This window comes from Blautia sp. DFI.9.10, from assembly GCF_024461705.1.
Lineage (GTDB): Bacteria > Bacillota > Clostridia > Lachnospirales > Lachnospiraceae > Blautia_A > Blautia_A fusiformis.
Window position 1 is genome coordinate 19,144 of sequence record NZ_JANGAA010000009.1, and the last position, 20,766, is coordinate 39,909.

The following is a 20,766-nucleotide window of genomic DNA, read 5'->3' on the forward strand; positions in this document are numbered from 1 at the left end:
CTCTGTCCTTTCTCTTATGCTTACTTGATGAAGCTTACATGACGGCAGATTTCGGCGGTGGCCTCGTCCTTTCGCTTATTAAAGAGCACTTTGTTTTCTTCAAAAAGATTCCGGCCTTCGGTGTCGATCGACACAATCAACGGACCAAATTCTTTTACATGGCAGTGCCAAAGCGTTTCCGGCATGCCAAGATCCTGCCACTGTGCCTCCACAATCTCTTCCACCTCTGTCGCTGCAACCACCGCGTTTCCCGCCGGAAAAACACAGTGGATCGCTCTATAATTTCTGCAGGCGTACTCCGTGTTCGGTCCCATACCTCCTTTCCCCACGATTACTCTCACTCCGGTATCCCGCACAAATTCTTTCTCAAATTTTTCCATACGCATACTTGTCGTAGGACCTACAGAAACCATCTCAAACCGGCTATTTTCCAGCGGACGGATGATCGGGCCCGCATGCAGAATCGCCGCATTTCTTACATCCACAGGAAGTTCCCGCCCCTCTTCCACCAGGCGGCGGTGCGCCACATCCCGGCAGGTCGTGAGATCTCCATTCAGATAAATGATATCTCCGATATGGATATCCTTTAAATCCTCCTCCGAAATTGGCGTGATGAGAATCTTTTTTTCTCCTTTTATCTCCAGCATTATAAAGTCACCCCCGAATGTGTTGTGATCGTGTAGTTCAGATCTCTGTCAAAAATGATATGGCCTCTTCTGTGGGACCAGCAGCCCACATTGACTGCCACGCCAATGGTGGAGGGATGGCGCGCCGTATTTTCGATATGAACGCCCATAACGGAATATTTTCCGCCCATCCCCTGGGGCCCAAGGCCAATGGAATTGATTCCATTCTCCAGAAGCTTTTCCATATAAGCCGCTCTCTCATTTTCATTGTGGGAACCAATGGGACGCATCAGCGCCTTCTTGGACAACAGAGCCGCTGTCTCCACAGAGGTGGCCACGCCCACACCTACGAGAAGCGGCGGACAGGCATTCAGGCCATAAGTTGTCATCACATCCATAACAAATTTTGTCACACCTTCGTAACCGGCCCCCGGCATCAGCACCATGGCCTTTCCCGGAAGGGAGCAGCCGCCGCCTGCCATATAGGTGTAAATCTCACATTTATCACTGTCCGGCACAATATCCCAGAATACGGTGGGAGTTCCCTTTCCCACGTTTTTTCCTGTGTTATACTCGTCAAAAGTTTCCACACTATTGTGCCGGAGCGGTGTCTGAAAAGTTGCACGGATCACAGCCTCTTTCAAAAGAGCTTCCAGATCTCCGATTAACGGAAAAGCTGTTCCGCATTTTACCCAGAACTGGAGCACTCCTGTATCCTGACAGCTGGGTCGGTCCAGTTCTTTCGCCAGCTTCTGATTTTTCTTCATCGTCTGATAAATCACTTTCGGCAAAAAGCCATCTTCCCTTTCTGCCAGCTCATCCAGTTTTGCGATCACATCATCCGGAAGTACCTTCGCCGTATAGCCGATGAAATTCGCCATATAAGCGGTCAGTTTTTCTACCTGTTCTTCCCTGCTCATGGGTTCCTCCTTGATATTTTATTTTTTATATTTAATAATGTATCCATTTCTTGTTTCTCAATATAGACGAAAACGCTGGATCCGTCAACTATTTTTTACAGATTCAGCGTTTTCTATTATTTTCTATATTTATTTTTATGCAAAATTCACAATCACTGGTATCGAGTCAATACATCCTCCATACTGCGGTAAATGTGTTTTTCCATCTCCTTACCAGCCAAAGCGGCATCTCTTTTTTCCAGTGCCGCATAGATCTGCTGGTGCTCCTTCTGGGAACGCCGCGCGTACTCCTCTTCTGTGGAATTTAAGCCCAGGGACAGGCCATTCCAGAGCTCTCCCAGCATTTTTTCCAGCTTTCCGTTGCCCGCTGCCTTCCAGATTTCATAATGAAAGGACTGATTCTGGTTGGCATAATCCGTCACATCATTGCGTTCCAGAGCCTCCTCTGCAGTGTCAATGCAGTTCTTCACAGAGGAAAGATCTGCTCCATTTTCACAGCAAAGCTCACAGGCTGCTTTTTCCAGGACGGCCCGGACCTGATAATGCTCCCGAAGCGTTTTTTCGTTGATTCCCAGCACGGTGGCTCCTCTGTTCTGCTGCAGGGAAATCAGCCCGTCCCTCTCCAGAATCTGGAAAGCCTCCCGCACCGGTGTGATGGAAACTCCCAGTTGCTGGGCCGTGGTCTCCAGTGTCAGCGTCTCCCCTTCTTTGATCTGTTGGGCGATGATCGCCTTGCGAAGCGCAGATGCCACCCGCTCACGGGCCGGCAGCAGTTTAATCGGTTTTAACCCCAGCATTTATTTTCCCTCTTTCTTTTATAATTGCCTGTTTTATCTCCTCCAGATAAGCCTTCAGGCCGCCCGCCGGATCTTTTTCCAGCTTATGATCTCTTGCACGGATTCCAAAACAAAGATAAATTTCCGTAAAAGTTTCCAGCATTTTTCGCTGAAAATCAAACGGACACTTCTCATAAAGATAGCGGTGAAATTCGAGCTCTTCATCCGGCAACTCTTCCGGATCTGCCCATTTTTCCAGCACTTCCGCCTCCAGTGCCAGTCCCAGTTCAAAAATATGATCCAGGCAGTCTCCAGAAAGTTCTGCCACACGGACGTGATTATTCGGCAGGCGTCTCACAAGCCCCTGATATTCCAAAAGAATCAGGGCTTCCCGCACCGGCATCCTGGACCGGGAAGACTGCTACCGCTGGGTGCGCTTTCTGGATGAGCGTTTCGACGGAAAACAGAACATTTTCCTCCATGGAATCTCCATGGGAGCAGCCACAGTGCTCATGGCGTCGGACCTCTGCCTTCCCATGTCCGTACGGGGCATCGTGGAGGACTGTGGCTTCACTTCTCCCGAGGAGGAGTTTCAGCATGTGCTGAAGCAGAGTGGAAAAGGCTATTTAAGCAGGCCGCTGATCTGGCTGACGAACCTCTTCTGCAAGGCTTTGGCAGGCTATGGTTTTTCTGACTTTTCTTCCGATGACTGTATCGCCGAGAGCCGGCTTCCGGTGCTGGTGATCCACGGGGAGAAGGATGATTTCGTGCCCACGGGCATGGGCAAAAAGATTTATCAGGCCGCAGCCGGTGAGAAGGAGATCTGGATCGCCAAAGGCGCAGGCCATGCGGAGAGTTACTATCTCCACAGGGAGGAATACGAGCATAAAGTGCTGGGATTTTTCCACAGATGCATAGAAGCAGATGCTTATGCAGAAGATTAGATTATTAAATTGCCACAGGAGGATATAAAAATGGCAGAAAAAAGCTGCAGCAATCAGGGCTGCACAAAGGAGAGCTGCGAGGGATGCCCCTCCAAGAAGACCAGCTTTCTGGTAGACCAGAATATTTATTCCAATGTAAGACACGTCATCGGCGTGGTCAGCGGAAAAGGCGGCGTCGGTAAATCCATGGTGACCGCCACCCTGGCAAACCGCATGGCAGAGAAAGGCTTCCGGGTAGGTATCCTGGATGCGGATATCACAGGCCCGTCCATCCCGAAAATGTACGGCCTTCACGGACCGGCCGTGGCTGACGATAACGGCATCATTCCCGTTGTCACCGAGAACGGCATCAAGGTCATGTCCTTAAATCTTCTCGTTCCCAACGAGGAGGACCCGGTGATCTGGAGAGGACCGGTCATCGCCAACATGGTAAAACAGTTCTGGAGCGATGTGATCTGGGGCGAACTGGACTTCCTGTTCGTGGATATGCCGCCAGGAACCGGTGATGTACCACTGACGGTCTTCCAGTCCCTTCCGGTGGAAGGCATCGTTATCGTTTCTTCCCCCCAGGATCTGGTACGCATGATCGTGACCAAGGCCTTCAACATGGCAAAAGCCATGAAGATTCCGGTACTCGGCATCGTGGAGAACTACAGCTACCTTGTCTGTCCGGATTGCGGCAAGAAGATCTCCGTCTTCGGCGAGAGCCATATCGACGAGATTGCCGCTTCCCTTGAGACCGAGGTTCTCGGAAAAATGCCCATCGACCCGTCTCTGGCTTCCCTGGCAGACGGCGGAAAATTCTCCGAGCAGAAAGATACGCACCTGGATGCGGCTGTGGAAAAGCTCTACAAGCTCTACCGTGAGAATCCCAAAGACGACGAAGAATAAGAAAAAGAAAAAAGCGTTTCGGCGAAAAACCGGGACGCTTTTTCTCTTTCCGGCGGAAAACTATTCGGAAAACACGCTGCCTTCCGCCTGGTCCAGGGCCTTTTCGATGGCGTTTAAGAGGATGCCGGCGGTGTATTTTCCCGTGGCCTCCCAGGTGATATCCTTCGTGGACTGTTTTTCCAGAATCTGGGCTTCCAGCTCTTCCACAGCCGGGCGGATCAGCGGGTACATGGTGGAGGTGGTTTCGCTGAGATTGTTAAGATCGATGGCTTTGATCCGGTCCGGATCGACGGTCACGGTCACATCCACCACCGTGTCACCGAGGGTCACAGGAGAGGAGTAGACGCCGGCCGTGTAGCGCTCGGTGGAGATGGACGTCCGCTTCTCCGGCGCCTTTTCTGTGCGGAACATCAGCACCAGAAGGACGATCAGGACCACCGCCAGAAACAGAAAAATTCCCGTATAGACCAGTTCCCGCATTTTCAGTACCAGGATTTTCGGCTTGGACTGCAAGGTGAAACCTCCTTATTTGAAAGAAATTTTTTCCTCAGTGCATTGTATTTTTCCAGACACGCTTTTAGACCAGCATAAATTTTTTCAAAAAAGGAAATACTGCCTCTCAGAACAGACTTCCCGGGAAAAGGGAAGAGAAAAGAGGAGACCATGAGACGGGAAATTGCAGAAAGCCTGGAGAAAAACAGGCATGAGATGGAAGAACGGCTCCGGACTTCTCATCTGGGGTGATGTCGGTACTGGAAAATCTTTTTTTGCAGGCTGCATTGCCAATGCCCTGCTGGAAAAAGGCGTTCCTGTACTGATGACCAACTTTTCCCGGATTCTGAATACCCTTACCGGAATGCATTTTGAAGACAGAAACCAGTTCATCAACAACTTAAACCGCTACAGTCTTCTGATTATTGATGATCTCGGAATTGAGCGGAACTCTGACTTTGCACTGGAACAGGTATTCAATGTGATCGACAGTCGTTACCGCAGTAAAAAGCCTCTGATCATAACGACCAATCTCACTTTATCAGAGCTGAATAATGCCGCTGATATCGCACACAAACGAATTTATGACCGTATTCTGGAGAGATGTATTCCTGTCCGTATCAATAACCGGAATATCCGTCAGGACAATGCAACAGCTAATTTAAAACAGGCAAAAAAAATCCTGTTGAACAATCATGCTCCGAACCAGAATTGACTCGAAAAAGTATAACACAATGATTACTTTTCACTGACAGTGGTACTACTTTCTTTCCTCATTTATTACCGGAAATATGTCACTGTCAGTTATCTAAAACCATAGTACCAAACCAAAAGATTTTAAAACCAAAACTGCCCGGATACGGGCATAAAAAGGAGGTGCCAGATATGGCAGATAAAAAAATCATGACACCGGAAGAAAAAGCACTTTTACAGGCAAGACACCGCCAGGAAGAAGCCGAAGCAAGAAATCGCAAAAAAGAACGTGATGCCAGAACACACAGGTTAGTCCAGGAAGGAGCAATTCTGGAAAGTATTGTTCCCCATATTAAAGAAATGGATTTAGATTCCCTGAAACGGGAGCTGATGATCCGGCTACGGGGAATGTAAACGCACAAGTTCCACTCCCGAAGGGCGCACTTACTCACCACCTGATAAATCAGGCAGTGGTATCCCCTTCGGGGCTCGTGCGCTCTGCCGAGGGCTTTATCCGCTGTTGCAGGCAACATCGAAAGGAGGTGCCAGATATGGCAATTTATCATATGCAAGCCAAAGTCGTCAGCCGTGGTTCCGGTCGATCTGCTGTTGCTGCTTCTGCTTATATGAGCTGTAGCCGCATGTACAATGATTATGACGGCATCCAGCATGACTATACCAGAAAGCAGGGGCTGATCTATCAGGAGGTGATGCTTCCTCCAATGGCTCCATTGGAATGGAATGACCGGGAACAACTCTGGAATGCTGTGGAAGAAAACGAAAAGACCAAAGACAGCCGACTTGCAAGAGAATTTGTTGTCGCACTCCCCGTTGAGTTGGATAAAGACAGCAATATTTCTCTTCTTCAGGATTTTATTAAAAAGAATTTTGTAGATATGGGGATGTGTGCTGATTTTGCCATTCACAATACAGATGGTCACAATCCCCATGCACACATTCTTCTTACTGTCCGACCACTAAATGAAAATGGAACATGGCAGTATAAAACCGAAAAAGAATATCTCTGTATCAAAGATGGAGAAGAAAAAGGATTTACTGCTTCTGAATTTAAAACTGCTCAGAAACAGGGATGGGAAAAGCAATATCGCTATAAAGTTGGGAAAAAGAAAGAATATCTGACTTCCTCTGTTGCACAGGAAAAAGGATATGAACGGAATGATAAACACCCCAAGAGCAGCCGATATGGCAGACAGAATCCTATTTCCGAACAATGGAACAGTGATGAACAACTTTGCATCTGGCGGGCAAACTGGGCAGATGCCGTAAATAAAATGCTTGCACGTAATCAGATAAATGCTACCATTAATCACCGCAGCTTTGCAGATCAGGGAATCACCGAACAGCCAACCATCCATGAAGGCTACATTGCCCAGAATATGGAAAAGAAAGGCATGATAGCAGACCGCTGTGAAATCAACCGTCAGATTCGTGCAGATAACAAAATGCTCCGGGAATTAAAAGCCCAGGTAGCAAAACTGGCACAGGCTGTAGAAAAATCTATTCCAATAATAGCAGAAACATTGGAAGCAATCCGCAATCACATGATTTTTACACAATATCATTTGCTCCACAATGAGATGCAAAAAGAAGTGATCCATGACTGGATGAATCATTTTAATCCAATACTGAATAAATACAACACCGTTAAAAAGAAACTCAAAGCTAAAGTTACAGAGCGGAAAGAACTGAATGTGAAAAAAGAGAAAGCCAGTATTTTTAATCCCATCCAGCATATAAAATTGAATCAGCAGCTTACCACTGTTACCGAAGAAATTGAAGAACTGAAATCAAGGAAAGAGCAGCTAATCTTCCAGGCAGAATGCTCTACCGATAAAGATATGACGAATCTATCCAAGAAATACGACCAGATGAATAACAATCTTGATATCCTAGATTCTCAGGACATCTCGCTCAAAAAACATCTTGAAAAAGATGCCGCCGCTTTCCGGGAAGAAAAATTTCGTCCTGAACCTGAACAGTATACAGAATTGCTGGACACCAGAATCCAGATACGTCCTGATTTTCGGGATAAGCTAATCGAACAGCTCAAAGGTACTTTCGGTAAATATTATGACTATCACCGTCGTGATATTGCCGCCAATGAGGTAGATTATCTCAATGTGGAAGATCCTGATGTTTTTTCCCATCGTGCCTGGGAACTTGAATATCAGAGGAAACAGGAGATGCGGCGAAATCAGCCTGCTCGGACTAAGAAAAGGTCGTATGATATGGAATTATAATTTGGTTCTTCTTTGCCCATTATAAACACAAGAGCTGAACAAATAGGATTTTTCGTCCTACCTGTTCAGCCCTTTGTTTACCTGTAAATCAATTCTTTCAACACAATCTCTTCTGCAGCATTCCGGACATTATTTACCGCTCTGACCCATTCCATCTGGTCACAAGCTTTCAATTCTTCCGTAATGCCCTGCCTCTCCATCATCTGACGCACCAGAATATCCATTCTCTCCTGTGCTTCATCGTCCACAGTATTCAGATGTTCTGTCAGTCTGTCTTCCAACATATACAGTGAATACATTGCCGGACGATGCTCTTTCAGATATGTTTTCCGCATCATTCCATATTTCCCATAATGCGGTTCTTCATCTGTACTGACAAGATTCGGATAGTAAATTCCGTCTGCGCCAAGTGTGTAGGTTCCACCCATTTTTTCAAATGTGCTTTTCATGTGTTATTCCTCCTTGAAATCAGCGATGTCCTTAGATCATCGCATAATATTTCAGGGCAGCCTTGATAGCATCTTCTTTCTCTTTCGGGCATTGCGGAACTCTTGCATTTTCTGATTTTGGAAGATTATAGTTTTCTCCCACTTCAATTCCACATTTGCGTTTTACCTGAGAAATATATAAACTTGAAACCTTCAAGCCAAATTCTTTCAGCACATAATCTTTGATTTCCTGATAGGTTGCTTTCAACTCGGCACTGGTGGCATCCAGCTCGTCCAGGTCTAAGTCGATCTCTATCGTGTCATCTGGTTTTTGTTGGGACAAAAGAACAACCGTCTCCACATGAACCCCCTGACAGAACTGATCCACTGCACAGGCGTTGGTCATCTGATACCCTGCTTCATAAAATGCCGGAAGGTCTCTTACAAGGCTTGTAACCTTGCAGGAAATGTATACGATCTGGTCCACCCCATAAGCCAGAATCTTCGGAAGGGCTTTCGGGTGAACGCCGTCTCTTGGCGGATCCAGAATGATCATATCCGGTTTCTCCGGCACTTCATCCAGCACTTTCAGCACATCTCCGGCTATAAAGCGGCAGTTGCTGATGCCATTTCGTGCTGCGTTTTCTCTGGCAGCTTTTACCGCATCTTCCACGATCTCCACGCCGATCACCTCACTGGCAACAGATGCCGCAAGCTGGGCGATAGTGCCGGTGCCGCTGTAAAGGTCAAACACTACTTTATCTCTGGTATCCCCCACATATTCACGGACTTTTGAATACAGGATCTCCGCAGCCAGGGAATTTGGCTGGAAGAAGGAAAACGTGCTGATCTTAAATTTCAGCCCAAGAAGTTCTTCGTAGAAATAATCCTTTCCGTAAAGAATCTTCGTCTCATCGCTCTGTACCACATCGGACAGAGAATCATTTAAAATGTGCATGATCCCCACGATCTTACCTTCCAGGGGAAGTGCAAGGAGCTGTTCTTTCAGTGGTTCCAGATCATACTCTTCCTGGGTGGTGGTCACCACATGGACAAGGATCTCGCCGCTTGTGACACCTCTTCGAAGAAGCAGATGTCGGAGATATCCCACATGCTGAAGCTTCTTATAAAAGCTGGCATTACGCTCCAGGAAAAACTCCCGCACACAGGCAAGGATTTTCGTCATATCCGGATGCACCAGCTTACAGTCATCTGTATTCAGGATATCGTAAGTGCTGCCCTTCTTATGAAGTCCAAGGGACAGCGGACCATCCTTATACTCATCGCCAAAGGAAAACTCCATCTTGTTGCGGTATCCAAACTCGATAGGACTTCCGTAGATTCCATCCCAGTGATACAACTTGTCTGTATCCTCAGTTTCTTCTGTCTCATCACTGTTCTTCCCGATCTTATCCATACTTTCTCTGACTGCCCCATCCAGAAGTTCCCTTACCTGGCGCTCCTTCATCTCTTTCTGCGCCTCATAACTCATGGTCTGGTACATACAGCCGCCACAGGCCGGGAATTCCTGACAGGCCGGTTCTCTTGTCTCCAGCGGAGATTTCTCCAGAACTTCTAAGAGGCGTCCCTCCGCCCGTCCGGAACGCTTCTTGTTGATCATAAAACGTACTTTCTGTCCCGGAATTCCGTTCTTTACAATGACTTTCTGGTCATCCACCCATACAAAGCCTTTGTTTGGAAATTCCACTTTTTCTATAACACCTTCGTAAATTTCACCTTTTTTCATAAATCCTCTTTCTGTCTTATAAGCAGCAGGCAGTAAATCGAATATTCCAAATTTGCTTTACGGTCTGCTCGCAAACACAATCGCTTCACTGCCTGCATTCAAAAATCAAGCCCCGGTATCGCGCCGGGGCTTCAATCATCCGCTTCTCATATTCATACACTGCAGACAACCATTCTGATCTGTTCAAAACAGCTGTTCCGGTGAAAGATCTTACTCTTCCTCGTCCTCAAAATAATCATCGAAGTCATCATCAAAATCTTCTTCGAAATCCTCCAGATAATCCGGAGCGAAGAAACGGTATACTGCAAATGCGATTCCTGCAACAGCTGCAACCGCACCGATGATCGCCAGTACCCAAAGGACTGTGTTCTTATCTTTCTCTTCTTCTTTTTTCTTCAGTGTCGCAAGCAGTTCTTCAAGCTTTGTTGTATTTAAATTCATAACACTGCACCATCCTTTCTTTCTATTCGGCTGTACTGTCTGACAGTAAACCCGTAGCACAGTAGTTTCACTGTACTAATATCTCTTAAGTGTTCTTATTATACCACCATATGTCTGGTTTTACCATAACTTACGCAAATTTTCACAGGAACATTCTTGCCTTCATATTGCTTCCGATCAGATCTTTTTCAGCTTGGCAAAACCTGCGAACATTTTTTTCACTCCGACTTTGTCAAAGTCGACCGTTACCTCGTAATCCCTGCCGCCATCTACAATATTTTTTACGATACCGACACCGAATTTCACATGGCGTACCGTATCACCGACACCGTAATCCAGGCTTGCTGCCTTGCTGACCGTAAAGTCTTTTTTCTGGAGGCTGGTCTTTGCCTGGAAATTCATCTTCATCTGTGCATAGGCGCTCTTCGGAGATACGATGTTATCCACCTTGGGCTTTTTCTCCTGAATCGTATGTCCAAGATCCACCAATTCTCTTGGAATTTCCCTTACAAAGCGTGATACACGGTTGTACTGGGTCTCTCCACGGATCATACGCTGTTTTGCACAGGTTAATGTCAGTTCCTTCATGGCACGTGTGATCCCCACATAACAGAGTCTTCGCTCTTCTTCAATATCCGACGGGTCTCCGGACCAGATGGACGCATATCCCGGAAATACTCCGTCCTCCATACCTGCCATAAATACATTGGGGAATTCCAGTCCCTTGGCACTGTGAAGGGTCATAAGAAGCACATAATCCTGATCCGGATCAACGGAATCAATATCTGCCACCAGTGCGATCTCTTCCAGAAATGCGGAAAGTGTTGCCGGCTGTCCTGCCTCTTCCATGGCTTCCTGGAAAGATTCGGTCTTGGAGATCAGCTCATCGATATTCTCGATCCTTGCCTGAGCTTCTTCTGTTTTTTCTGCTTCCAGCTCTTTCACATAACCGGTCAGTTCGATCACTTCTTCCAGCGTTTCACGGACTGTATAAGCCTCTGCCTTACTCTTAAGTCCCTGGATAAAAGATACAAAATCATTGATCTTTCCTGCTGCCCGGCCAATGGACGGTACTTCCTCCACCACACGGAGGGCATCATAAAAGCTCAGGTTCATCATATCCGCATAGTCCTGGACACGGCCGATGCTGGTGAGTCCGATCCCTCTTTTTGGCACATTTAAGATCCTGCGCACAGCCAGATCATCACTGGCATTGTCAATGGTCTTCAGATAGCTTAACAGATCCTTAATCTCTTTGCGGGCATAAAAGTTCACGCCGCCGACAATCTTATAAGGAACATTTGCCAGGAGAAATTTCTCCTCAAAGAGACGGGACTGGGCATTGGTCCGATAAAGTACTGCACAGTCCTTGTACTGGAATTTCCCGTTGCGGCGCCCCTGGATGATCTCTCCTGCAACATACTCCGCTTCCTCAAATCCGTTGTTGAACTGACGGAAATGTACTTTATCGCCCTCTTCGTTCTCTGTCCAGAGGCGTTTTTCCTTACGCTCTGTGTTGTTGACGATCACCTCATTGGCTGCATTGAGGATGTTCTGGGTAGAACGGTAATTCTGTTCCAGGCGCACCACCTTAGCCTCAGGAAAAACCTTCTCAAAGCCTAAGATATTCCCGATATTTGCTCCACGAAAACGATAGATGGACTGATCATCATCACCAACCACACAGAGATTCTTGTATTTCTCGGCAAGAAGACTTACAAATTTAAACTGGGCAGTATTGGTATCCTGATACTCATCCACCATAATATATTTGAAACGTTCCTGATAATAGTCCAGGATATCCGGATTATGCTGAAAAAGCTCCACAGTCTTCACGATCAGGTCATCAAAATCCAGCGCATTGTTTCCCCGGAGGATAGACTGATATTCCTTATACATACCGGCAATCTTCCGTGCATCCGGGTCGCCGCCTGCATTCAGCTCCATCTCTTCCGGTGTGATCAGTTCATCCTTGGCATGGGAAATCTCAGCAAGAACGCCTCGTTCCTTGTAAATCTTGGTATTGATATCAAACTTCCGGAAGATTTCCTTCATGACTGTTTTTTGGTCGTCGGCATCATAAATGGTAAAATTACTGCCAAAGCCCAGCACCTCAATATGTCTGCGCAGGATCCTCACGCAGGCGGAATGGAAGGTGGAGACCCATACGCTCTCCGCACCCATTCCCGCAATTTTATTCACACGTTCCCGCATCTCACTGGCGGCCTTGTTGGTAAAGGTGATCGCCAGGATATTCCATGGGTTTACACCCTTTTCTTCCATTAAATAGGCGATCCTGTGGGTCAGCACTCTTGTTTTTCCGGAACCGGCTCCTGCGAGGATCAGAAGTGGTCCCTCTGTATGTACGGCAGCTTCCCGCTGCATAGGATTCAATGTGTCCAAAGCATCATGTATACTCATTTTGATCTCCATTTCTTTTTCCATATGAACAGTATCTTTATATACTATCATGACTTTACTTTCCGGTAAACCCACCTCTCTGAAAAAAAGTTTCTTTACAAGTAGTATTTAAAACTATATAATAGGGAGCAGAGGTGATAATGTGATGACAGAAAACGAAAAAGAAATGATGAACAGCATTTTTGCAAAAATTGCTGAGCTTGATTATATAAAACCCGATGAAATTCCCAATATTGCTCTTTACATGGATCAGGTCACAACCTTTATGGAAGATAATCTCGCTTCCACCAAGCGTCATGATGATGACAAGATCCTGACCAAGACCATGATCAACAATTACGCAAAGAACAAGCTCCTTCCCCCGCCGGAAAAAAAGCGGTATTCCCGGGAGCATCTGCTGATGCTGATCTTTATCTACTATTTTAAGAATATCCTCTCCATCAGTGATATCCAGACCCTTCTGGGACCGATCACCGAGAAATACTTCAAGTCCGTTACAGAAAAGGACATGACTTACATCTACCAGGAGGTTTTCAGTATGGAGCAGTCACAGATCCGTTACCTGGAAAAGGATCTTATGCGCCGTTTCAAAAGTGCCGGAGAAATTTTTGAGGACGCCGACCCGGAGGATAAGGAATTCCTTCACCAGTTTTCCTTTATCTGTCTTCTTAGCTTCGACGTATACATGAAAAAAATGATCATCGAAAACATGATCGACCACATGAATTCCTCAAAAGATACGGATTCCTCAAAAAAAGACAAATAATATCCGGAGCTCACATCCGATCATAAACGTGCGTCGCCGGGCGCACCGAAAAAAAGAGACAGACGCACGATCGCCTGTCTCTTTTTCATTACAGCATTATCCGTTATCATCACGGTATGGACGTAAGCCTTATTCTGCTTCGCCGCCCTGCTCCCCGTTATCCTTCTTCATACGTGCAAATACCATCTCATAACCATCATTTCCATAGTTCAGGGAACGGTTCACACGGCTGATCGTAGCTGTGGAAGCTCCTGTTTTCTCGGAAATATCAAGGTATGTACGCTTATCAGTAAGCATCTTGGCTACCTCGAAGCGCTGAGATAAAGAAAGCAGCTCATTGATGGTGCACACATCCTCAAAAAATGTATAACACTCTTCCTTGTCCTTCAGGCACAGGATCGCTTCAAAAAGATGATCCACAGCCTCCGTCCTGATTTTTTTGCTCATTGTTACGCTCCTTTAAAATACATAAATTTCGTCTAATACAATACTGATATTTTAACACTCTAAATCGTGATAAGCAAGCCTTTTAGGGAAATTTAATAAACTATTTCGCTATTTTGTCTTTCTATGGCGGACACATGATTTTCCCATTTCCACTTCCCAGGAAAACATTTGGGATTTGCTTTTTCTGCTGTGATTGGGTATACTTAAAATAATATCCAAAAGAAAAGGAGACTTATCAAATGAATCGTTTTTTCAACATGGACAACAAATTCTTCGTGTTCATGGGACGCGTAGCAGACCTGCTTCTTCTGAATTTTCTGTGCATCCTCTGCTGTATTCCGGTTGTCACCGCAGGCGCCTCCATAACAGCTCTCTACTATGTCACACTGAAGATGGCAAGAGACGAAGAATCTTATATTGCCCGCAGCTTTTTTCGCTCATTCAAACAGAACTTCAAACAGGCGACCATCATCAATATCATCATGCTCCTCACCGCTGCTGTTCTGTTTATCGATCTTCGGATCGCCAGAGCCGGAAGCGGAGCTATGTACAAAGGACTTTTCAGTCTGTTCATTGCATTTGCACTGATCTATGCGATGATCCTTCTGTACATTTATCCGATCCTTTCCAAATTTTTTAATTCCGTCAAGAATACCTTTGTAAATGCATTCCTGATGTCCGTCCGCCATCTTCCGCTGACACTTTTGATGCTTGTGATCTCTGCGTCTCCACTCCTACTGATGTGGCTTTTTGCTTATGTGAGCTACGCACAGTTTACATCCATCCTGATCATGCTTTTTATTCTGATGGGATTTTCCACGCTGGCCTACTGGAAATCAAAGATCTTTGTAAAGATCTTCGATAACTATATACCGAAAGATGAAAACGAAGAAAACGGCGAAGAGAAAAACGAACCGAAAGAGGCATAATGAAGCGCTGGAACGACAAGCCTTATCATTCTCTGGACTATATGCTCCGGGAGCGATACGGCGAAAAGGTCTACCGGGTTGCATTAAACGGCGGCATGTCCTGTCCCAACCGTGACGGCACCCTGGGCAAAAAAGGCTGCATTTTCTGCAGCCAGGGCGGAAGCGGAGATTTTGCAGCAAACGCCGCTCTTTCCATTACAGAGCAGATCAACACACAGATCAAAAGTCTCTCTTCCAAACGCCCGATCCATAAATATATCGCCTATTTTCAGGCATATACAAACACATACGCTCCTGTGGAACACCTGCGTAAGATCTTCACAGAAGCCATCTCCCATCCGGATATCGTGGCACTGTCCATTGGTACCAGACCGGACTGTCTGGGAGATGATGTACTGGAGCTTCTTTATTCCCTGAACCAGATCAAACCGGTGTGGGTGGAGCTGGGACTCCAGACTATCCATGAAGATACCGCCAGATATATACGGCGCGGCTATCCACTGTCCTGTTTTGATACCGCAGTGAAAAATCTCCGCGCAGGCGGCATCGAAGTGATCGTCCACACCATCCTGGGGCTTCCCGGCGAAAGCCGGAAGGATATCCTGGAAACAATAGCTTATCTGAACGCCATGGATATCCAGGGGATCAAGCTGCAGCTTCTTCATGTACTGCGTGGTACAGATCTTGCCGCTGATCATGAAGCCGGTCTTTTCCGCACTTATGAACGGGACGAGTATCTGAACCTTGTCATTGACTGTCTGGAACATCTCAGACCGGATATCGTGATCCACCGGGTCACCGGCGACGGACCGAAGGATCTGCTGATCGCACCTTTATGGGCCAGCCGCAAACGAGAAGTTTTAAACCTTCTTCATCACCGGATGAAAGAAAGAGCAAGTTTTCAGGGAAAAGCTCTCGAAGCCCTTTCCCGCAGCCAGTAAAAAGGAGGATTCTTATGGCATCACCTTTTACAACCTATAAGCTTATTATTTTATATATGCTGCAGAATTCCGATGGGGATCTCACAAATTCCCAGATCACCGATTTTATCCTGGACCGGAAATACACCAATTATTTTCAGCTCCAGCAGGCAGTTTCCGAACTTGTGGAGGCAGATCTGGTGGAAATGTCTTCACAGTCCAACCGCAGTTACTATCGACTGACCTCCGAGGGAAAAAACACTCTGAAATATTTTTCCAAAGAACTTTCCTCTGACATCAAGAAAGAAGTGGAAGAATATCTCAATTCCCTCCACTGCAAGATCGAAGAACATCTCCTGACTCCTGCAGATTACTATCCCACCAAAGAGGGTAGCTACTCGGTACGTCTGCGGATCATCGAAAGCGGCGTCAGCATCGTTGATCTCAGCATCAATGTGCCAAATCTTGCTGCTGCACAGTCTGTATGTGAAAGCTGGCCTTATAAATACCAGAATGTTTATGACAAAATAATGGAGGAGCTTCTCTGAGAGGCTCCTCCGTTTTACTTATATTCATTTATTTCGCTTCTTCGTGGATCTTCTTCATATGCTCTTTCAGTTTCTTTTCATATCCCATATCACTGAGCTCGTAAAAATGTTCTCCTTCGATTTCTGATGGCAGATACTGCTGTTTTACATAGTGATTCGGATAATCATGGGCATATTTATATCCGATACCATGACCCAGACTTTCGTGGCCACCATAATGGGCATCCTGCAGATGCACCGGAACGGTTGTCTTCTTCGCCTTCACGCAGCGCATGGCTTCCTGTATGGCATTTACTGCAGAATTGCTCTTGGGTGCACAGGCCATGTATGTAACTGCCTGGGAAAGAATGATCTGGGACTCCGGCATTCCCACACGTTCCACTGCCTGTGCTGCTGCCGTTGCCACGCAGAGGGCCTGGGGATCTGCGTTTCCGATATCTTCGGAAGCAAGGATCATGATCCTTCTTGCGATAAATTTCACATCTTCTCCTGCATAGAGCATTTTTGCCAGATAATAGACTGCCGCATCCGGGTCGGAGCCTCGCATGCTCTTGATAAAGGCAGAAATGATATCATAATGATTGTCCCCGTTCTTATCGTAGCGCACCACCCGCTTCTGGATACACTCAGAAGCCACCTCAAGGGTCAGATGGATCTTACCGTCTGTATCACGAGGTGTGGTGAGGATTCCTAGTTCTATGGCGTTTAAGGCGCTTCTGGCGTCTCCTCCTGCCATATCTGCCAGAAATTCCAAAGCCTCCTCCTCGATCACCGCCCCATAGCTTCCCATTCCACGTTCCGGATCGTTAACCGCACGCAGGATCAGTTCCTTTATCTCCGGTATCTCCAGGGACTTCAATTCAAAGATGATCGATCTTGAAAGAAGCGCTCCGTTTACCTCAAAATATGGATTCTCTGTTGTGGCCCCGATAAGAATGATGGTTCCGTCCTCCACAAAGGGAAGAAGATAATCCTGCTGTCCCTTGTTGAAGCGGTGGATCTCATCAATGAATAGAATGGTCTTTTTTCCATACATGCCGAGATCGTCCTGTGCCTGCTTTACAACTGCTTCCATATCTTTCTTCCCTGCTACGGTTGCATTGATCTGGGTAAAGCTGGCGCTTGTGGTATTGGCAATGACTTTTGCTAGGGTGGTCTTTCCGGTTCCCGGAGGGCCGTAAAAGATAACAGATGTCAGCTTATCCGCCTTTATGGCACGATACAGCAATTTATCTTTTCCTACGATGTGCTGCTGTCCCACCACCTCATCCAGTGTTCGCGGACGCAGCCTGGATGCAAGAGGTGACTCCTGATCCAGCGTTTTTGACTTTGCGTATTCAAATAAATCCATGGCTTTCACTCCTGTATTTTCTGTAAAAAGCGGATATTCACGATCCGTATTCTTTTCATAGATCTGTATCCGGCAACGATCGTTTCATTTGTTTCCGGCATACGGACAGATTCCTTATTTTTATAATTTTACCTGTTTGCACATAAAAAAGCAATCGTTTCTGCCCTTTCGGCAAATCACAGTTACATCACCAGCAACTGATCTGCAGTTACCAGGTCATATCCTTCTTCCGTAAGCATATCCGCGATCTCCAAGGCCGCTTCCACGGAGGTAGAAAAGCTGTCATGCATCAGGATAATGGAGCCATCCTTCACTTGTCTTTTTACGATATTTTCCACAGAACGGACATTTTTTGATTTCCAGTCCAGAGTATCCACATCCCAAAATACCGGCAGCATGGTCACACAGAGCTCCAGATCCTTCGGCCATGCACCGTAGGGCGGGCGAAGATACATGGGATATTCTCCGGTGATCTCGTAGATCTCATTATTCGTCTTTATGATCTGCTGACAGGCCTGGTCACCGGGAAGCTTATCAAGCTGCACGTGATCATACGTGTGATTACCGATGAGATGACCGTCTCTCTGCATCTGCGTTACGATCTCCTCATTTCCCCGGATATTTTTTCCCATAAGAAAAAATGTGGCATGGATCCCACGCTTCCGCAGGCCATCCAGAAGCAAAGGTGTATATGTTGCATGCGGTCCATCATCAAAGGTAAGAGCCACACGTGGACGATCCTCTTTTTCGCTTCTGTCAGAGGCTGTCTCAGCCACCGGTTCTGCTACTTTTTGTCTGTACTGCGCCGCCACCAGCCGGAACATCCCCTCACCGGCGATCATTCTGGTCACCCGCATCCGAAATGCACTGTCTGAGATTTTTCCATATCCGCTGAGCAGGATCAATACCATTGCCACTACACAGAAATATTTTTTTCGCTTATCCATATTTCCCGCCGGATCAAATATACTTTTCCACAATATATGAAAAAATCCCCGGGAAAAGACTTTTGGCTTTTCTTTCCCGGGGAATATTCTCTGATATATGTCTTATTTTTTCAGGATCTCAAGTGCACTCTCGATCTCCTCCACGCATTTCTCATAACCAAGGGTACCGTTATCCAGGCACAGATTGTATTTCGTCATGTCTGCCCAGTCAACACCCATGAAACGTTTGCAAAAATCTTCTTTGCGTTTGTCATCCTTCTGCATAAATTTCTCAATATCCTTTGTAGTTCCGCTGAGCTTCTTACTTGCCTCACGGATACGGAAATCCCAGTCTCCGTAAACAAACACACGAAGAACATTGGAATAATCCTTCAGGATCATATTTGCACAACGTCCGATGATCACACAGGACTCTTTTTCTGCCAGCTGCCGGATCACCTTTGCCTGATAATTAAACAGGTTCTCATCGGATGTAAAATCCTTGCTCTGAGGCGGGATCAGCTCACCCTTGTAGATTCCGGACTTTGCAAAAAATCTCTGCTTTGTGCTGACATTTTCATCTGCCCTTCCAAAGAGCTGCTCATGAATGCCGCTCTCCTCAGATGCCATGCGGATGATATCCTTGTCATAGTAAGAAATCCCTAATTTCTTTGCAAGCTCCTCTCCGATGGTACGTCCACCGCTTCCATACTGTCTTGCAATGGTAATTACGAAATTATCCATGTCTTTCCCCCTACTCTCCAAGATATGCCTTCTGAACGGCCTCGTCATTCAGAAGATCCTCTGCCTTTCCATCCATAGTAATGCTTCCTGTTTCCAGAACGTACGCTCTGTCCGCAATGGAAAGAGCCTTCTTCGCATTCTGCTCAACCAGAAGCACTGTAGTTCCGCTCTCACTTACCTCGCGGATAATGTCAAAAATCTCATTTACAAAAATCGGCGACAGACCCATGGACGGCTCATCCATCAAAATGATCCTTGGTCTGCTCATCAGTGCACGTCCCATGGCAAGCATCTGCTGCTCACCACCGGAAAGTGTTCCGGCACGCTGTCCTTTACGTTCTTCCAGACGCGGAAATCTCTTGTATACACCAGCAAGGCTCTCTGCGATCTCTGCCTTGTCTTTTCTTGTGTAAGCTCCAAGAAGAAGATTCTCATAAACGGACATATCCGCAAATACTCGTCTTCCTTCCGGAACGTGTGCCATTCCCATTTCTACGATCTTATGGGCTGGTGTTCTTGTGAGGTCTTTTCCCTCAAACACAATGCTTCCGGACTTCGGAGAAAGAATTCCGGTAAGTGTCTGAAGTGTGGTTGTCTTTCCGGCACCGTTGGCACCGATCAGCGCAATAACCTCTCCCTGATTTACATGAAAAGAAATTCCCTTCAGAGCCTGGATCACACCATAATAGACCTGGAGGTCCTTTACTTCCAACATTGCCATTGTCTCGTTCCTCCTTATTCTCCCAGATATGCAGTGATAACCGTCGGGTCTTTCAGCACTGCAGATGTCTCACCCTGGATCAGTACCTGACCGAAGTTCAGAACTGTAAGTTCCTCACAGATACCGCCCACCAGTTTCATGTCGTGCTCGATCAGAAGAACAGTCATATCAAAATGCTCCCGCACAAAACGGATAGTATCCATCAGCTCCTGTGTCTCATTCGGGTTCATACCAGCCGCCGGCTCATCCAGGAGAAGAAGCTTCGGCTCTGTAGCAAGAGCTCTGGCGATCTCCAGCTTACGCTGTTTACCATAAGGCAGATTTCCTGCCAGAGTGTCTGCTTCCTTATCCAGATCAAACACCCTCAGTATCTCCATGGCACGTTCATTCATCTCTTTTTCTACCTTGTAATATTTCGGCAGTCTTAAGATCCCGGTCAGTGTGGAATATGGATGATGATTGTGAAGTCCTACTTTTACATTGTCAAGAACCGGCATATCCTTGAAAAGACGGATATTCTGGAAGGTTCTTGCGATTCCGGCCTTGTTGATCTCAATGGTGCTTTTTCCTGTGATATCCTGGCCGTCCAGTTTAATGATTCCCTCTGTAGGCTTGTACACGCCTGTGAGAAGATTGAATACTGTTGTCTTACCGGCACCGTTAGGTCCGATCAGTCCATAGAGCTGTCCTTTCTCAATGGTCATATTAAAGCCGTCAACAGCACGAAGACCGCCGAACTGGATAGACAGATTATTTACTTCCAGCATTGCCATG

23 protein-coding genes and 1 pseudogene are annotated in these 20,766 nt (G+C 46.5%); 9 read left to right on the top strand and 15 right to left on the bottom strand.

Features of this window, described 5'->3' with window-relative positions; genetic code table 11:
* Positions 1 to 20 precede the first annotated feature (20 nt).
* The 4 genes from ttdB to NE671_RS07250 form a co-directional block, all read right to left on the bottom strand.
* A complete protein-coding gene (gene ttdB / locus NE671_RS07235; RefSeq protein WP_173740629.1) occupies positions 21 to 647 on the bottom strand; it encodes a L(+)-tartrate dehydratase subunit beta in 627 nt (208 codons plus the stop codon).
* Entirely contained in the window at positions 647 to 1,546 is a 900-nt protein-coding gene (gene ttdA, locus NE671_RS07240) for a L(+)-tartrate dehydratase subunit alpha (RefSeq protein WP_173740628.1), read from the bottom strand. The genes ttdB and ttdA overlap by 1 nt, the downstream gene beginning before the upstream one ends.
* Before the next feature lie 152 nt (positions 1,547 to 1,698).
* Entirely contained in the window at positions 1,699 to 2,343 is a 645-nt protein-coding gene (locus NE671_RS07245; protein ID WP_173740627.1) for a GntR family transcriptional regulator, read from the bottom strand.
* Positions 2,321 to 2,698, bottom strand: a complete 378-nt coding sequence (locus tag NE671_RS07250) for a hypothetical protein (protein ID WP_202030728.1) — start codon at positions 2,696 to 2,698, stop codon at positions 2,321 to 2,323. The genes NE671_RS07245 and NE671_RS07250 overlap by 23 nt, the downstream gene beginning before the upstream one ends.
* A 28-nt stretch (positions 2,699 to 2,726) precedes the next feature.
* Here NE671_RS07250 and NE671_RS07255 point away from each other — a divergent pair, with 28 nt between their 5' ends.
* Both NE671_RS07255 and NE671_RS07260 read left to right on the top strand, forming a co-directional pair.
* Entirely contained in the window at positions 2,727 to 3,266 is a 540-nt protein-coding gene (locus NE671_RS07255; RefSeq protein ID WP_227588554.1) for an alpha/beta hydrolase, read from the top strand.
* A 30-nt stretch (positions 3,267 to 3,296) separates the two neighbouring features.
* Entirely contained in the window at positions 3,297 to 4,157 is an 861-nt protein-coding gene (locus NE671_RS07260) for an Mrp/NBP35 family ATP-binding protein (RefSeq protein ID WP_173740624.1), read from the top strand.
* 60 nt (positions 4,158 to 4,217) lie between these two features.
* Here NE671_RS07260 and NE671_RS07265 read toward each other — a convergent pair whose 3' ends face one another.
* Positions 4,218 to 4,670 carry a hypothetical protein gene (locus tag NE671_RS07265; protein WP_173740623.1) on the bottom strand — a complete coding sequence of 151 codons (453 nt, stop codon included), beginning with the start codon at positions 4,668 to 4,670 and terminating at the stop codon, positions 4,218 to 4,220.
* Between the two features lie 202 nt (positions 4,671 to 4,872).
* Between NE671_RS07265 and NE671_RS07270 the strand changes: the two are divergent.
* The 3 genes and pseudogenes from NE671_RS07270 to mobQ form a co-directional block, all read left to right on the top strand.
* Positions 4,873 to 5,364 (top strand): annotated as a pseudogene (locus NE671_RS07270) (ATP-binding protein); the annotation flags it as partial.
* Between the two features lie 170 nt (positions 5,365 to 5,534).
* Entirely contained in the window at positions 5,535 to 5,756 is a 222-nt protein-coding gene (locus tag NE671_RS07275; protein WP_014080783.1) for a DUF3847 domain-containing protein, read from the top strand.
* 137 nt (positions 5,757 to 5,893) lie between these two features.
* A complete protein-coding gene (mobQ, locus tag NE671_RS07280; protein ID WP_015528527.1) occupies positions 5,894 to 7,603 on the top strand; it encodes a MobQ family relaxase in 1,710 nt (569 codons plus the stop codon).
* A 77-nt stretch (positions 7,604 to 7,680) separates the two neighbouring features.
* On the opposite strand, the gene NE671_RS07285 is transcribed toward mobQ, so the two are convergent.
* From NE671_RS07285 to pcrA, 4 genes are all read right to left on the bottom strand, one after another.
* A complete protein-coding gene (locus tag NE671_RS07285) occupies positions 7,681 to 8,052 on the bottom strand; it encodes a TnpV protein (RefSeq protein ID WP_015528526.1) in 372 nt (123 codons plus the stop codon).
* Positions 8,053 to 8,083: 31 nt separating this feature from the next.
* Positions 8,084 to 9,778 (bottom strand): 23S rRNA (uracil(1939)-C(5))-methyltransferase RlmD, encoded by a 1,695-nt coding sequence (gene rlmD, locus NE671_RS07290; protein ID WP_173740622.1) that lies wholly within the window; start codon positions 9,776 to 9,778, stop codon positions 8,084 to 8,086.
* Between the two features lie 210 nt (positions 9,779 to 9,988).
* Entirely contained in the window at positions 9,989 to 10,219 is a 231-nt protein-coding gene (locus NE671_RS07295; protein ID WP_015526073.1) for a hypothetical protein, read from the bottom strand.
* A 177-nt stretch (positions 10,220 to 10,396) separates the two neighbouring features.
* The gene (gene pcrA, locus NE671_RS07300) at positions 10,397 to 12,640 is read right to left on the bottom strand and encodes a DNA helicase PcrA (protein ID WP_173740640.1); all 2,244 of its coding nucleotides are present in this window, start codon (positions 12,638 to 12,640) and stop codon (positions 10,397 to 10,399) included.
* Positions 12,641 to 12,785: 145 nt separating this feature from the next.
* Between pcrA and NE671_RS07305 the strand changes: the two genes are divergently transcribed.
* Positions 12,786 to 13,406: a DUF1836 domain-containing protein gene (locus NE671_RS07305; RefSeq protein ID WP_021651658.1), complete on the top strand. Its 621-nt coding sequence runs from the start codon at positions 12,786 to 12,788 to the stop codon at positions 13,404 to 13,406.
* 129 nt (positions 13,407 to 13,535) lie between these two features.
* Here the strand turns inward: NE671_RS07305 and NE671_RS07310 are convergent, their stop codons facing one another.
* Positions 13,536 to 13,853, bottom strand: coding sequence for a YerC/YecD family TrpR-related protein (locus NE671_RS07310; protein ID WP_015526079.1), 318 nt, complete (start codon positions 13,851 to 13,853; stop codon positions 13,536 to 13,538).
* A 239-nt stretch (positions 13,854 to 14,092) separates the two neighbouring features.
* Between NE671_RS07310 and NE671_RS07315 the strand changes: the two genes are divergently transcribed.
* Genes NE671_RS07315 through NE671_RS07325 form a run of 3 tightly spaced genes read left to right on the top strand, consistent with a single transcriptional unit; the run spans position 14,093 to position 16,250 of the window.
* Positions 14,093 to 14,782, top strand: a complete 690-nt coding sequence (locus NE671_RS07315; protein WP_021651657.1) for a YesL family protein — start codon at positions 14,093 to 14,095, stop codon at positions 14,780 to 14,782.
* Positions 14,782 to 15,723 carry a TIGR01212 family radical SAM protein gene (locus tag NE671_RS07320; RefSeq protein WP_256163822.1) on the top strand — a complete coding sequence of 314 codons (942 nt, stop codon included), beginning with the start codon at positions 14,782 to 14,784 and terminating at the stop codon, positions 15,721 to 15,723. Before NE671_RS07315 ends, NE671_RS07320 begins: the two co-directional genes overlap by 1 nt.
* Positions 15,724 to 15,737: 14 nt before the next feature.
* Positions 15,738 to 16,250 (top strand): DUF4364 family protein, encoded by a 513-nt coding sequence (locus tag NE671_RS07325; protein ID WP_059086750.1) that lies wholly within the window; start codon positions 15,738 to 15,740, stop codon positions 16,248 to 16,250.
* 28 nt (positions 16,251 to 16,278) lie between these two features.
* Here the strand turns inward: NE671_RS07325 and NE671_RS07330 are convergent, their stop codons facing one another.
* From NE671_RS07330 to NE671_RS07350, 5 genes are all read right to left on the bottom strand, one after another.
* A complete protein-coding gene (locus NE671_RS07330; protein WP_256163824.1) occupies positions 16,279 to 17,601 on the bottom strand; it encodes a replication-associated recombination protein A in 1,323 nt (440 codons plus the stop codon).
* A gap of 182 nt (positions 17,602 to 17,783) precedes the next feature.
* On the bottom strand, positions 17,784 to 18,548 hold the full coding sequence (locus NE671_RS07335) for a polysaccharide deacetylase family protein (protein WP_118752769.1): 765 nt from the start codon (positions 18,546 to 18,548) through the stop codon (positions 17,784 to 17,786).
* A gap of 102 nt (positions 18,549 to 18,650) precedes the next feature.
* The gene (locus NE671_RS07340) at positions 18,651 to 19,271 is read right to left on the bottom strand and encodes a cytidylate kinase-like family protein (RefSeq protein ID WP_173722505.1); all 621 of its coding nucleotides are present in this window, start codon (positions 19,269 to 19,271) and stop codon (positions 18,651 to 18,653) included.
* Between the two features lie 10 nt (positions 19,272 to 19,281).
* On the bottom strand, positions 19,282 to 19,992 hold the full coding sequence (locus tag NE671_RS07345; RefSeq protein ID WP_015526086.1) for an ABC transporter ATP-binding protein: 711 nt from the start codon (positions 19,990 to 19,992) through the stop codon (positions 19,282 to 19,284).
* Between the two features lie 14 nt (positions 19,993 to 20,006).
* Positions 20,007 to 20,765, bottom strand: coding sequence for an ABC transporter ATP-binding protein (locus tag NE671_RS07350; protein WP_021651650.1), 759 nt, complete (start codon positions 20,763 to 20,765; stop codon positions 20,007 to 20,009).
* Position 20,766 lies beyond the last annotated feature (1 nt).